13 protein-coding genes are annotated in these 13,427 nt (G+C 41.7%); 3 read left to right on the plus strand and 10 right to left on the minus strand.

The window, feature by feature from the left end:
• The first annotated feature begins 161 nt into the window (after positions 1-161).
• The 3 genes from D7Z94_RS13695 to D7Z94_RS13705 all read left to right on the plus strand — a co-directional run bounded on the left by D7Z94_RS13695 (position 162) and on the right by D7Z94_RS13705 (position 2,647).
• Positions 162-770, plus strand: a complete 609-nt coding sequence (locus tag D7Z94_RS13695; RefSeq protein ID WP_120712178.1) for a bacteriocin fulvocin C-related protein — start codon at positions 162-164, stop codon at positions 768-770.
• Between the two features lie 666 nt (positions 771-1,436).
• Positions 1,437-1,928 (plus strand): hypothetical protein, encoded by a 492-nt coding sequence (locus D7Z94_RS25950; protein WP_245967203.1) that lies wholly within the window; start codon positions 1,437-1,439, stop codon positions 1,926-1,928.
• A complete protein-coding gene (locus tag D7Z94_RS13705) occupies positions 1,859-2,647 on the plus strand; it encodes a hypothetical protein (protein WP_245967204.1) in 789 nt (262 codons plus the stop codon). The genes D7Z94_RS25950 and D7Z94_RS13705 overlap by 70 nt, the downstream gene beginning before the upstream one ends.
• A gap of 13 nt (positions 2,648-2,660) precedes the next feature.
• Here D7Z94_RS13705 and D7Z94_RS13710 read toward each other — a convergent pair whose 3' ends face one another.
• The 10 genes from D7Z94_RS13710 to D7Z94_RS13755 form a co-directional block, all read right to left on the minus strand.
• Positions 2,661-3,053: a group III truncated hemoglobin gene (locus D7Z94_RS13710; RefSeq protein ID WP_394347437.1), complete on the minus strand. Its 393-nt coding sequence runs from the start codon at positions 3,051-3,053 to the stop codon at positions 2,661-2,663.
• A gap of 21 nt (positions 3,054-3,074) precedes the next feature.
• Positions 3,075-4,346 (minus strand): acetyl-CoA hydrolase/transferase family protein, encoded by a 1,272-nt coding sequence (locus tag D7Z94_RS13715; protein ID WP_120712181.1) that lies wholly within the window; start codon positions 4,344-4,346, stop codon positions 3,075-3,077.
• A 128-nt stretch (positions 4,347-4,474) separates the two neighbouring features.
• Entirely contained in the window at positions 4,475-5,179 is a 705-nt protein-coding gene (locus D7Z94_RS13720) for a sulfite exporter TauE/SafE family protein (protein ID WP_120712182.1), read from the minus strand.
• 59 nt (positions 5,180-5,238) lie between these two features.
• The gene (locus tag D7Z94_RS13725) at positions 5,239-5,685 is read right to left on the minus strand and encodes a FixH family protein (RefSeq protein ID WP_120712183.1); all 447 of its coding nucleotides are present in this window, start codon (positions 5,683-5,685) and stop codon (positions 5,239-5,241) included.
• Positions 5,686-5,709: 24 nt separating this feature from the next.
• On the minus strand, positions 5,710-7,128 hold the full coding sequence (gene ccoG, locus D7Z94_RS13730; RefSeq protein ID WP_120712184.1) for a cytochrome c oxidase accessory protein CcoG: 1,419 nt from the start codon (positions 7,126-7,128) through the stop codon (positions 5,710-5,712).
• A gap of 97 nt (positions 7,129-7,225) precedes the next feature.
• Positions 7,226-8,182, minus strand: coding sequence for a cbb3-type cytochrome c oxidase N-terminal domain-containing protein (locus D7Z94_RS13735; protein ID WP_120712185.1), 957 nt, complete (start codon positions 8,180-8,182; stop codon positions 7,226-7,228).
• Positions 8,179-8,373 carry a CcoQ/FixQ family Cbb3-type cytochrome c oxidase assembly chaperone gene (locus tag D7Z94_RS13740; protein WP_120712186.1) on the minus strand — a complete coding sequence of 65 codons (195 nt, stop codon included), beginning with the start codon at positions 8,371-8,373 and terminating at the stop codon, positions 8,179-8,181. The genes D7Z94_RS13735 and D7Z94_RS13740 overlap by 4 nt, the downstream gene beginning before the upstream one ends.
• Before the next feature lie 6 nt (positions 8,374-8,379).
• A complete protein-coding gene (gene ccoN / locus D7Z94_RS13745) occupies positions 8,380-10,581 on the minus strand; it encodes a cytochrome-c oxidase, cbb3-type subunit I (RefSeq protein ID WP_120712187.1) in 2,202 nt (733 codons plus the stop codon).
• 5 nt (positions 10,582-10,586) lie between these two features.
• On the minus strand, positions 10,587-10,808 hold the full coding sequence (ccoS, locus tag D7Z94_RS13750; RefSeq protein ID WP_120712188.1) for a cbb3-type cytochrome oxidase assembly protein CcoS: 222 nt from the start codon (positions 10,806-10,808) through the stop codon (positions 10,587-10,589).
• 116 nt (positions 10,809-10,924) lie between these two features.
• Positions 10,925-13,321 (minus strand): heavy metal translocating P-type ATPase, encoded by a 2,397-nt coding sequence (locus D7Z94_RS13755; RefSeq protein WP_120712189.1) that lies wholly within the window; start codon positions 13,319-13,321, stop codon positions 10,925-10,927.
• Positions 13,322-13,427 lie beyond the last annotated feature (106 nt).

Raw genomic sequence — 13,427 nt, forward strand, 5'->3', positions numbered from 1 at the left:
GCAAAACATTCGCTAAAGTTAATGAAGAAGCTTCGGCTGGCAGGCCTTACTAATCTTTACCCTCTGAATCCTCAGCGAACAACGACCTTCCAAACTTGCACCCCACCGCCTTTTCCAGTATATTAAAGGGTCAGGTAAAAGTCCAACCAAAAAAATAGAGAATGATGAAAACCAGGGTCATAGTGATGGGAATTATAATTGCTGCCATAAGCATGCTTATGGCCTGCAATGAGAAAGCTTTAGAACAAACCATAGAATCTGCTCAGGTAATGGAAAAGCAACCTATTACCGAATTGAGGTTGGGAATTACGGCGCTAAATGAATATGATCAGAAAATAATATTTCAGACTCTACCCAATGAAATAAAAAGCGAGTTGTGGAAAGACCGGTTGACAGCTTCTTTGAAGACTGGGTTAAAGGAAGATCAAAAAGTGCTAATAATGGAGATGAGGGACCGACTGAGTCCGGTAGCTTATGATTCCCTGCAATCAGGGGAATTTATGGATTATGCCCAACAATGGTATAAAAAAACTGAAATAGCGTTTGCGCGGGATACCTTGTTGTTCAGGGAGATACTATTTTCTTTGGGAGAGAAGAACGAAGCGAATAGGATACTACAGCAAGTCCCAAGGCCTAATTGCAATTGTGAGATGAATGCATGGTTTCAGTGCCCTATTTTCCCTCAAATACTGAATTGTAAACCTCTTCCTTGCAAACGACTTCCATGTGGCCCTTTGCTAATGTGGAATTGCAATGGTATCTGTGATTAAACTGGAAACTATTGCAATGCCTTAGATCAATCTCCTATTTCTAAAGGCGGCTTCGGAACTTGATAATGGAATGCCATATATATAGGGGTTTTGAGAAGTTGTGGAATTTATGCTCACCGAAAAGATATCTTCTTCTTTTGAAAACAACCTAAATTCTTATTCAAAATTTTCAGACAATTTATGGCCACATAATTTCACTTGTCTTTTCTTACAATTTGATGGTTTGTTGAAAAATACCCGGGAATGGGGATGTTTTTTACTTACCGTTTGACTTTATATTTGGGTTACTTGAAAATTTAAAACGATCAAAAAATTCTAATTAGCAGAAGATTAGAACCCTTGCATGGGAGAAGTTATAGTGCTATTGATAAAAAGTTAAAGGCTCACTTTAGTGAGGATGAGATGATAAATCTTTTAAAAAGAGATAAAGAAGTTTTTGATGTAGAATATTTTTATCGCAACGGGCTATATAATCAAACTAAAGAACAAACTAGAAGGAGATATGTCGAACTAGATGAAATTGTTACTCCTCATGAGGACTTTTCTAAATCTAATTAATTAGCTATTGCTTCACGAAGGTGTCATCAACCGATCCGGTATCCTCTCCTTTTTAAACGATTTGTTACGGATGTCCCGAAAAGAATGGATTATCTTGTCCTCTAAAGTATGGGAGCACCTTTAAATCGGATAAATCTTAGGTCGCATGCCAAAATCGCCTTGGCCTATTTTGTGTTGGCCGCAATTTTTGGGGTGTTGTTGAGGTCTTTCGCTTCTGTCCCGATTTCAGTTAACTATAAGTTTATTGTACACACGCATTCCCATATTGCGCTTTTGGGTTGGGTGTATTTGTCGATTACCACTCTGCTGTATAAACTCTATTTGGACAATCTGGACTTGGATAAGGGATACCGGAAGATTTTCTGGTTTACCCAATTCACTTTGGGGGGTATGTTGCTTACATTTCCATTTATGGGGTACGCCTTGTTTTCCATTGTTTTTTCTACGTTGTTTTTGTTCGCTTCTTATTGGTTTGTATGGTTTTTCATCAAGAACGTTCCTATTTCATTGAAGAAAAAAAATGCGTACAAATGTGTAAAGTTTGCCTTGTGGTATATGGTGTTATCCAGTTTGGGGCCTTGGGCTTTGGGGCCATTATGAATACTTTGGGTGCACAATCCGTTTGGTATCGATTGGCCATCTATTTTTACTTGCATTTTTTGTATAATGGATGGATGATCTTGGCACTTGTGGGGATACTTTTACGGGTTTTTGAAATACGGGGTGTGGGGCTTTCCAGGATACTTTTCCAAAGCTTTTTTTGGAGTATCAACTTGGGAATAGTCCTTTCCTTTTTCCTATCGACTTTATTTGCCCATCCACCTTTGATTTTTAACATCTTGGGTGATATTGGTGCATTGTTGCAATTGATTGCCTTTGGTATTTTGGGCAAAAAAGTAAGCATTTTTTTTACCACCTTTCAGGAAAGGATATTGAAGACCGTAATTGTAGTGTTGATCGTTAAAATGCTACTACAGTTACTAACGGCTTTTCCCTATTTTGCCAATTTGGCCGCTACCATACTGGATTTTACCATCGGGTATCTACATTGGACTTTCCTGGGTGTAGTCACCCTTTCCCTTTTTTTATTTCTCGATTATTTGAAGTTGTTGCAAATCTCACCAAAGACTTACTTTCTTTATCTATTTGGTTTTTTCTTGACCGAAATTCTCATTTTTTACAAAGGTATTGCGGCATGGCATAGCTTCGCGGTTTTTGAAAGTTATAACGAAATCCTATGGGCAGGAAGTTTTCTTATTCCTTTAAGCTTGGGGATACTTCTGGGTACTAACAGAAAAAGGAAGGTATGGAACCAATGACCATTCCAATCACTTACGACTTGTTTTTCCTGTGCTGGTAGATTTGCATGTACAACATGGTCGACATTTTCTGAGCCCTATTTTTGGCTATCCACGTCGTTTCCCCCTCAAATAGTTCGTCCAAGGTTTCAAACCAAAGGTTGAGCCATAATCCAAAATGTTCAGAGGTTATGGTATGGGCCATTTTAACATCTACTTCCTGGTGAGCGGTTACTGGGTTGCCGTAATATTTTCGTTTTAGGAAAAGTTGAGTCTCCCAGAAATCGGTAAGGAGGTCCAAATGACTCTCCCAATCGGTAATTATGGTATTAAAAATGGGCCCAAGTATTTCATGAGCCCGTATTTTTTTATAAAAGGATCTGACCAAAAAATGTACGTCCTTTCGTGTTTGTATATCCTGTTTCACCACAGACCAATATAGGCATTCCTATCTTCCGAACCTATCAAAAGCTGCTTTGGACAACTCTTCCCTATGTTCCGGATGCGCAATGGAAATTAATGCCTTGGCACGTTGATGCAAATTTTTTCCATAAAGGTTAACAACACCATATTCAGTGGCCACATAATGAACGTGCGCCCTGGTAGTAGTTACTCCAGCACCTTCCTTTAGGGCAGGGGTAATCTTTGAAATGCCCTTAGGAGTAACGGAAGAAATAGCAAAAATGGGTTTTCCGCCTTCCGATAGGGATGCCCCACGGATGAAGTCCATTTGACCTCCTACCCCGGAAAAATGGCGATAGCCTATACTATCAGCACACACCTGTCCCGTAAGGTCAATTTCAATGGCACTGTTAATTGCCGTTACTTTGGGATTTTTTCGGATCAGGGCAGTATCATTGGTAAAGGCTGCCTCCTTAAAATGAACAGATGGATTATCGTCGATAAAGTCATACAATTTTTGGGAACCCGCAGCAAAACAGGTAACGATTTTTCCCGTTTTCAATTCTTTTTCCTCACCCGTGATTACTCCTTTTTCCACTAGGGGCAAGATACCATCCGAAAACATTTCGGTGTGTATACCCAATCTCCTATGGTTTTGAAGGTTAGCCAATACGGCATTGGGAATATTGCCTATACCCAATTGCAGGGTTGCACCATCTTCGATCAGCCCGGCAACATGTTTACCGATCATCTGATCAGTTTCCGATAGCTCGGTCGGTTCATAAGTATGTATGGGCATATCCACTTCTACGGCAAAATCGATATTGCTGATATGTATAATACCATCGCCATGTGTCCGGGGGACTTGGGGGTTTATTTGGGCCAACACTTTTTTGGCCGTTTGAATAGCGGGTAGAGCAACGTCTACGGAAACGCCTAAGGAACAGTAACCGTGCCTGTCCGGTGGGGATACCTGAACAATGGCAACATCCAAAGGAAGAATGTTCTTTCTGAAGAGCAATTGGATTTCACTAAGAAAAATAGGGATATAATCTCCTTGATTGGTGTTAACGGCCTTTCTGACATTGCCGCCGACAAAACAACTATTTATTTTAAAGGCCTTGTTATAAGGAGGTAGTGCATATTTAACCTCACCGTCCGTATGAATGGAGATAACTTCCACATTCTCCAATTCGGTATATCGCTCTTCGCAAAGGGCATTGATCAAGGCGTTTGGGGTCATTGCGGCACCTTGTACAAAAACTCGATCTCCCGGTTTAACAAAGGACGCGGCTTTTTCTATAGAAACTATTTTCATATCGGCTAAAATTTATGGTACAAAGTTCTTAAGGAAGACAGGAATTAAACATGATATAACTCATTGTTTGGTCGGGGTTGGCTTACTTTTTCTCCAAATCGATAAAAATTCAGCAGATACCTTTACAACTAATCATGACATTCTATCTCGGCCGTTACCACATCTTGTACAGGTTCGGGCGATATATAGGGAATACCTAATCCCATTCCCCTTAGAATAAAGAACAGACCAATTACCACCACAAACGCAGGAATCAATTTCTGAACGCGATGTCGTAGAGTTCCTTTTAGAAATCCACTAAAGTAAATGGCCGATGTCATTAAGGGCACAGTGCCCAATCCGAATAACATCATATACAAGGAGCCTTCCCAGGCACTACCCATGGCGATAGCGCCAAATAACGCCATATAGACCAATCCACAGGGCAAGAATCCATTTAGGAACCCAATGGTCAAAAAGGTATCCGGGGTTTTCTTTTTCAATTCTTGACCCAATCGGTTTTTTACCTTCGAGATTACTCCGTAAACGGGCTTGGAAAGACTATAGGAGTTCAAGGCTTTTGCAGGGATAAGTACAAGAAGAATCATCAACAGGCCAACCCCTATGGATAGTTTTTGTTGCATTCCAAAGATGTAGAGTCCCTTACCCAACAACCCAAACACTAGACCGATCAAGGCATAGGATAGTAATCTACCAAAGTGATAAATGGATACCTGAAGAAGTTTCTTAAGATTGTTACTTCTGTCTACCGGCAACATAAAGGCAATAGGGCCACACATGCCTATACAGTGCAAGCTTCCCATAAGTCCTAAAATGATAGCAGATATTAACATTTATTGGATATAAGACTTGAGATACGGGACATTGAACGGGTAAAAACTATTTCCAATATCTAATACGTTATACTTTCCTTATGCAAAAATTCTTTTCCTTTATGCTCCCAAGTAATCTTAATGTCCCAGCGACCACCCAACAAACGTTTGTCAGGTATGAGCAAATGTGTATTGGATAAACTTACGGGTAAGTCAAAATCCAAGTGTTTATTGGATGGTCTATATAGGGACACTGTTCCTTGTATGTTTTGTCCTTCCAGAATTTTTGGGAATTTTAGGAGAAGGCCATTATTTGTTTTTTCTATTTTAACAGGGTCGACCAAATTTTTGGCATTGGCCTCGGCATCTATTTCCTTTTGATAGGCCAGCTCCTGTTTGTAATATTCATCGGTGACCAGGTCATGGTTGGCCTTGTTGTCCATGCTCATCCGTACGACAAAAAATAGGATAAACCCAATAAACCCTATGAATGCCAGTACAATACCTGTTCCCCAGTTTATTTTCATGATCGATTCCTTTATCAAATTTTTTTAATTGTAACTCCGAGGCGCCAAGAAACGGGCCGTAGTGGTTTCGATAAGCTCGCTTCCACTGTAAACACCAATTTTTAGCTTATCCTTGTCGCCTTCCAAGGCCGCATTGTTTATTTCGATAAACAATGTACCTTCTGCCAAATCCTGTGCAGGAACCTCAAAATTCTCATGCCGCACCAATTCTATTTTTCCTTGATGGGATAAAAGTTTGAAACTTACATCATCAATACTTTTTGTGGTCTTATTTACCAATTTATAGGTGTACACATTACTTATGATATTATTATCCTTGCGTTCGTACAGTTGCCCTGGTAAGCGCAGAATGTTCGCTTCCAAATCGTTTCTTAAAAAGAGCATACCGATCAATACTCCGGTCAAAATGGTCAATACTGCGGTATATCCTTTTAATCTAGGATTGAATTTAAATTTTTCCTTTTTAACGATTTCGTCCTCACTGGCATATCGGATAAGGCCCTTAGGCAAATTTACCTTCTCCATAATGGTATCGCACTCATCGATACAGGCCGTACAGTTAACGCACTCCAACTGCGTCCCATTTCTAATATCTATTCCGGTTGGGCATACCACTACGCATTGGTTACAGTCTATACAATCTCCATGGCCCAATGCTTTTCGGTCTTCATTCTTACGCCATTTTTTGCGTCCATTTTCCGCCTCTCCGCGTTTGTGGTCATAGGCCACTACAATGGATTTATTGTCCAGCAGTACCCCTTGCATTCTTCCGTACGGACAAGCGATAATACAGACCTGTTCTCGAAACCAAGCAAATACAAAATAGAAGACTGCCGTAAAGATCAATAGTGATACCAGGGTGCTTACATGCTGAAAAGGGCCATCGGTAACGTACTGTATCAATCTATCGCTACTAATGAGATATGCCAAAAAAACATTGGCGATGAGAAAGGATATCAAGAAAAATACAATCCATTTTAAGACTCGCTTTCTGATTTTTTCCGCATTCCATGGCTGTCGGTCTAGTCTTATCTGGGCTCCACGGTCACCATCGATCCAATACTCGATACGGCGGAAGACCATTTCCATAAAGATAGTCTGCGGACACATCCATCCACAGAAAATACGGCCAAAAGCTACTGTGAACAGGGCAATGAATATGACTCCGATAATCATTGAAATCACAAACAGATGAAAGTCCTGTGGCCAAAAAGGGAAACCAAAAATATTAAAACGGCGTTCCAATACATTGAACATCAAAAACTGATTGCCGTTAACTTTAAGAAACGGTGAGGCAAATAGAAAGGCCAAAAGTAAATAGCTTACGTATTTACGATAGGCATAGAACTTTCCGCTTGGTTTTTTTGGAAATACCCAGGCCCGCTTACCTTCTTCACTGATGGTGCCTATGCTGTCCCTAAAATTTTCCTGGTCCTGTGCCATTTTACACCGCTTTCAAACCCCGTTTCGTTTCCTTATAATTTGGGAATGCCCTCAGGGAATTCATACTTTTTTATGCCCTCAAAACCTGAAAAGTTCCTTAATTGACGGCTACTGTTGTTGAGTCCGTTTCCACAATTACGGAGTCTTTTGATTGTTCTGGGATTTCCATGGCCGGAGCATCCGGATCGATCCAAATATCCCCTTCTGGAGCTTTTGGGTTTGCGGGCGTCGTTCCTTGGAAAGTCAATAAGTAACTAGACACCTGAGCCATTTCTGCAGGTTTAAGTACATTTTTCCAGGCAACCATACCTTTGCCATCCCGTCCTCCTTCGGAAACGGTATTGAACACATTTTTGATGCCACCACCAAGAATCCAGTGCTCATCAGTTAAATTGGGGCCAATTCCCCCACCACCATCGGCCATATGACAGGCAACACAATTGGTCTCAAAAATGGCCTTGCCTGCACTTAAATCGGAGGCGTCTGTTAGAAGTTCTACAGTATTGACATCTACCAAGTCCTTTGCTGTTTTCTTGTATTCTTCTATTTCGGCCTCGGCCAAGGCCACCTCGGTAACATATTCCTCATCCTGGGTGTAATCCCCAAAAACATGGAAACGGGCAAGATATATTACACCAAAAACGATGGTGGCATAGAACATCCAGACCCACCAAGGGGGTAACTTGTTATCCAATTCTCGGATACCATCATAGTTGTGGTCCAGAATAATCTCGCCTTCGGCTTCTATAGGCTTAGAGCCTAATGATCTTTGGTATATTTTTTTGCCCCATTTCCATTCCCATCTTTTGGCTTTTGCCGAAAGGTATCGTTCCTTGGCTTCCTCCGAGAGTGTTTGGAACATCACATTTTCTATGGATTGTAGCATCAATTCTATCCCAATCAATATCAATAACACCATCAGTAGGAAGAACTGGGTAATGGGATATTCAATGATTGCCGGTTTATCCCCAGAATCGATGAAATATTCCATCAATCCAAAAATGAGGAAGAAAACTACGGGGATCCGTATCCACCAGGGTGATATATTTCTCATAATACTTCTTCTTTAGGTTGATTATCTTTTTCCAAGGGCAATTCGCTTACTTCTTTTATATGGTCCTTTCCTGCGGTAAATACCCACCAAAAGAGCAGGGCAAAAAAGATAAAGAAGATAAGTAGCGATATCATGGGATAGGTGGCAATGCCCTCTATACTTTCCATATGGTTTTTTACAAATTTCAACATGGCCTATTATTTGTTTTCTGAGAGTAGTTCATCGGTTTCCTTTACTTTAATGTCCGTGCCCAACCTTTGCAGATAGGCGATCATGGCAACAATTTCACGGTCTTTCATTTCTACAAATTCCTGTCCGTTTTCCTGTGCTCGCTTTTTGGACGCCTCATAGCTCGCTACAAAATCCGGATCGGAATATAGGTTCTTTTCAATTTGGCTCGCCTGCTCATCCATCGCTTGCACGGCATTGGCAATATCCTCCTCTGTGTAGGGTACCCCTAGGCTAACCATAGCTTCCATTTTGTCCTGTACCGAGCTACGGTCGTGTTCGTTGTTTATAAGCCATTGGTAAGCGGGCATTATGGATCCCGATGAGGTAGTTTGGGGATCGTACATATGGTTAAAATGCCAATTGTCCGAATATTTTCCACCAACCCTAAGCAAATCCGGTCCGGTGCGTTTACTGCCCCAGAGGAAGGGGTGATCATAGACAAATTCCCCGGCTTTGGCGTATTCGCCGTAGCGTTCCACCTCACTTCGGAAAGGACGAACCATTTGGGAGTGACAGCCCACACATCCTTCTCGGATATAAAGGTCCCTACCTTCCAATTCCAATGGGGTATACGGTTTTACACTAGTAATAGTAGGGATATTCGATTTTACCAGAATTGTGGGTACAATCTGGATAATACCCCCTATAAGGATAGCCACGGTGGCCAAGATGGTCAGTTGTATGGGTTTACGCTCCAACCACGTATGGAAGGTCTCACCTGCGGTCCTTCTTTTGGAAACCCTGGTCAAGGCGGCTGCCTCGGCAAGTTCATCCTCTACCTTGCTACCCGATCTAATGGTTACCACCACATTGTATACCATTACCAGTGCCCCTACAAGATATAGACTGCCACCAATGGCGCGCATCCAATACATTGGTATAATTTCGTTTACGGTCTCCAAGAAGTTTCCATAGACCAATGTGCCATCCGGATTAAAATCCTTCCACATCAATGCCTGGGTAAATCCGGCGACGTACATAGGCAGTGCGTATAGGATGATACCCAAAGTACCTATCCAAAAATGGAAGTTGGCCAAGGGAGTGGAATGCAATCGCGTCTTGAACATTTTGGGAACCAACCAATAGATCATGCCAAAGGTCAAGAAGCCGTTCCAAGCCAATGCACCAACATGGACGTGGGCAATGATCCAGTCACTAAAGTGGGCAATGGCATTTACGTTCTTCAAGGATAACATGGGTCCCTCAAATGTAGCCATACCGTAACCGGTAATCGCTACGACCATAAATTTGAGTGTTGGATCGGTCCGTACCTTGTCCCATGCCCCACGAAGGGTCAATAATCCATTGATCATACCACCCCAAGAAGGAGCAATCAACATTACGGAGAAGGCAACACCCAGATTCTGTGCCCAATCTGGCAAAGCAGAGTACAATAAGTGGTGTGGCCCAGCCCAGATATAGATGAATATTAAGGACCAAAAGTGGACTATAGACAGTCTATAGGAATAGATCGGCCTATTCGCAGCCTTGGGAACAAAGTAATACATAAGTCCCAAGAAAGGGGTAGTCAAGAAAAAGGCCACGGCATTATGCCCATACCACCATTGAACCAAGGCATCCTGGACTCCGGCATAAACGGAATAGCTTTTTAAGGCGCTTACGGGAAGCTCAAGGCTATTGAAAATGTGAAGTACGGCAACGGTTACGAAGGTAGCTACATAGAACCAAATGGCTACATATAGGTGGCGCTGCCTCCTTTTGATCATGGTTCCGATAAGGTTCACCCCAAAAGCGACCCAAACCAGTGCAATAGCAATATCAATAGGCCATTCCAGCTCGGCGTATTCTTTGGAGGTGGTATAGCCCAAAGGAAGTGTTATAGCGGCGGCCACAATGATTAACTGCCACCCCCAAAAATTAAAATTGCTCAGAAAATCATTGAACATCCGGGCCTTGAGCAAACGCTGGGTGGAGTAGTAGACCCCCGCGAAAATGGCATTCCCCACAAAGGCAAAGATTACCGCATTGGTATGCAACGGCCGTAAGCGACCGAAACTTAACCAGGAGATGCCATCGGTCAAGTTGGGGAATAGGAACATAAAGGCCAATATAAGCCCCACCAGAAAACCTACAATCCCCCACAGCATTGTCGCATAGAGGAATTTTTTTACGATTTTATTATCGTAGTAAAACTGCTGTACTTCCATAATAACTATTGATTTATTTCGGTTGATTTATCCACTTTTAGTTCACCTTTTGATTTTTCCCCTTCCGTCAAGGATGAGGGCTTTACCAATTCATCTTCAAATAGCATTCGTACCGATGGAGTATAGGAATCGTCATATTGACCACTCCTAACAGAAATAATAAATGCCGTGAAAAAGATGACCGCAACAACAATGCTAATGGCCAACAATACATATATAACACTCATACCTTACCTGAATTCTGGCGTAAAACTAAGTTGGGCACTATCCATAGAAAATGATATTTATCAGGTTTTAAAATAATTTTTCTTTTTGCCTTGACGTCTGCGAAAAGAGAAATTTGTCAGTTTATTTTTTTGCCCAATAAATTGGTCATTACCGTAGTAAATGTCACAATGCTTATTGAACTCAGAGGCATTAAAATGGCCGCAATAACGGGCTGTAACTGCCCTGTTACCGCAAAGTAAAGTCCGATTACATTGTATAGTAGGGACAAAACAAAGCTCAGTTTAATGATTTTCATGGCTTTTTTGGAAGCCAATATATATTGATGCAACTGACGAAATTTGGTGGCATCCAAAATACCGTCACAAGCGGGGGAGAACACATTTACGTTTTCGGAGATGGCAATACCTACATCACTTTGGGCCAAGGCCCCGGCATCATTTAGTCCGTCGCCGACCATCATCACTTTTTCACCTTGCTCCTGAAGGGATTTGATGAACTGTAGTTTGTCCTTCGGTTTCTGGTCAAAATATAAAGGTACTAATTTAGGTAACAGTTTTTCCAAACGGGCTTTTTCACCTTCATTATCCCCTGAGAGAATGGCCAACTTCAAATCCGCAGCCATGGTCTTGAACAATTCCGAAACACCTTCGCGATACATGTTATGAAAGACATAACGTCCTTTGTAGCTCTCATTGCTACTCACGTGTACCGAGGTATTCAACTCATTGGCGGATGATTCCGTACCCACAAAATCTGCCGATCCAATCTTGATGTGATTGTCATCCTTGCTTCCTTCCAAGCCTTTGCCCAAATGTTCCTCATATTCATCCAAGGGAACAATGTTGTTTTCCGCAAGTACATCGTACAAGGCACGACTTAATGGATGGTTGGAGGCCCGTAACGTATTTTTCAACAATGATTCCTCTTCCTCGGTCAGGGGCATACCTTCATAACTGGCCGTAGTCCTTTTGGTTGTGGTAATGGTTCCTGTCTTATCAAAAATAGCAGTGCCTATCCCAGCCAATCGTTCTATGGTCTGTACATCCTTTAGGTAGAATTTTTTTCTGCCAAAGATGCGTAACATATTTCCTAGGGTAAATGGTGCCGCCAAAGCAATGGCACATGGGCAGGCTATAATGAGAACGGCTGTAAAAACATTCAGGGCCTTACTGGGATCATAATACAGCCAAAAGGCCGTAGCAATGGATGCTATGGTCAAAACGGCTAATGTAAATCGTTTTCCGATACTATCCGTAATCGTCCTGAACCGGCTCGGTCTATCTTTTTGAAATACAGTATTGCTCCAAAGTTGGGTAAGGTAGCTCTGCGATACGGATTTTAAAACCTCCATTTCCAGGGCCCCGCTTAATTGCTTTCCTCCGGCAAAAACTTTATCCCCGGACACTTTGCATACGGGTTCCGATTCGCCCGTAACAAAACTGTAATCTATTTGGGCATCACTGTTAATGAGAATACCATCTGCCGGAATAAGTTCGTGGTTTCGGATAAGAAGCCTATCCCCTCTTTTAATTTTATAAACCTGAACGGATTCCTCCTTTCCATTAGGATTTATACGAGTAATTGCAATTGGGAAATACGATTTGTAATCCCGTTCAAAGGAAAGGAAGGAATAGGTTTTTTGTTGAAAGAACTTTCCGAGCAAAAGGAAGAAGACAAGTCCCGTAAGGCTATCGAAGAAACCGCTTCCCAAGTTGAAAATGATTTCCAGGGTGCTGCGTAGAAAAAGTACCAAAATACCCAGGGCAATGGGAACATCAATATTCAATAACCGACTCCGCAATCCCTTATACGCCGATATAAAATAATCCTGGCCTGCATAAAATACCACGGGCAACGAAAAGAAGAACATCAACCAACGAAAAAGATGTTTGTACCGCTCCAGCCAAAATTCCTCGGTGACCGATTCGTCCAAATGCAGATCAAAGTATTCCGGAAAGGAGAGAAACATTACATTTCCAAAGGCAAAACCTGCGACTCCTAGTTTGTAAATTAGACTCCGATCTACCTTTTTTTTGCCACTATCATAGTCCTCTAGGGAAATATAGGGTTCATAACCGATACGGGCCAGTAGGACAACCAGTTTTTTTAAGGAAAATTCAGCGGTCGTATAGGTAATGCGTACCGTTTTCTTGGGAAAATCTACCTGGGCTGCGGTTACCGAGGGGTGCAACTTGTTTAGATTCTCCAGTACCCAGATACAGGAACTACAATGGATATGGGGGATATACAGGCTAACAACCTGGACCTTGTTTTCATTGAATTCCGTTAGTCTTTCAACAATAGCAGGAGTATCCAGAAAATCGTACTTTCCTTCAACCTCTTTTGGAGTGGCCCCAGCAGCCGATTGTAGGTCATAATAATAGGATAGGTCGTTGCTAGAAAAAATTTCGTATACAGTTTTGCAACCGTTACAGCAGAAGTCTTTCTCATCGAACTTAATGGATGTAGTGCCACAATGGTCACCGCAATGATAACACTTGGTCGTTTCCATTCACATTTGCTTACTATACCTTTTGCAAATATTTGCAAGTTTTACAAACATAGATATGATAATTGTCAGCTTTTCAATATTTTTATATAATTTTTCGTAACAACCC

This window comes from Ulvibacterium marinum (assembly GCF_003626755.1).
Taxonomy (GTDB): Bacteria; Bacteroidota; Bacteroidia; order Flavobacteriales; family Flavobacteriaceae; genus Ulvibacterium; species Ulvibacterium marinum.

Excerpts from the sequence above, each read along its gene's own strand:
- D7Z94_RS13695 (WP_120712178.1), top strand. The coding sequence starts at position 162 with ATGATGAAAACCAGGGTCATAGTGATGGGAATTATAATTGCTGCCATA.
- D7Z94_RS25950 (WP_245967203.1), top strand. The coding sequence starts at position 1,437 with ATGGGAGCACCTTTAAATCGGATAAATCTTAGGTCGCATGCCAAAATC.
- D7Z94_RS13705 (WP_245967204.1), top strand. The coding sequence starts at position 1,859 with ATGTGTAAAGTTTGCCTTGTGGTATATGGTGTTATCCAGTTTGGGGCC.
- D7Z94_RS13715 (WP_120712181.1), bottom strand. The coding sequence starts at position 4,346 with ATGAAAATAGTTTCTATAGAAAAAGCCGCGTCCTTTGTTAAACCGGGA.
- D7Z94_RS13720 (WP_120712182.1), bottom strand. The coding sequence starts at position 5,179 with ATGTTAATATCTGCTATCATTTTAGGACTTATGGGAAGCTTGCACTGT.
- D7Z94_RS13725 (WP_120712183.1), bottom strand. The coding sequence starts at position 5,685 with ATGAAAATAAACTGGGGAACAGGTATTGTACTGGCATTCATAGGGTTT.
- ccoG (WP_120712184.1), bottom strand. The coding sequence starts at position 7,128 with ATGGCACAGGACCAGGAAAATTTTAGGGACAGCATAGGCACCATCAGT.
- D7Z94_RS13735 (WP_120712185.1), bottom strand. The coding sequence starts at position 8,182 with ATGAGAAATATATCACCCTGGTGGATACGGATCCCCGTAGTTTTCTTC.
- D7Z94_RS13740 (WP_120712186.1), bottom strand. The coding sequence starts at position 8,373 with ATGTTGAAATTTGTAAAAAACCATATGGAAAGTATAGAGGGCATTGCC.
- ccoN (WP_120712187.1), bottom strand. The coding sequence starts at position 10,581 with ATGGAAGTACAGCAGTTTTACTACGATAATAAAATCGTAAAAAAATTC.
- ccoS (WP_120712188.1), bottom strand. The coding sequence starts at position 10,808 with ATGAGTGTTATATATGTATTGTTGGCCATTAGCATTGTTGTTGCGGTC.
- D7Z94_RS13755 (WP_120712189.1), bottom strand. The coding sequence starts at position 13,321 with ATGGAAACGACCAAGTGTTATCATTGCGGTGACCATTGTGGCACTACA.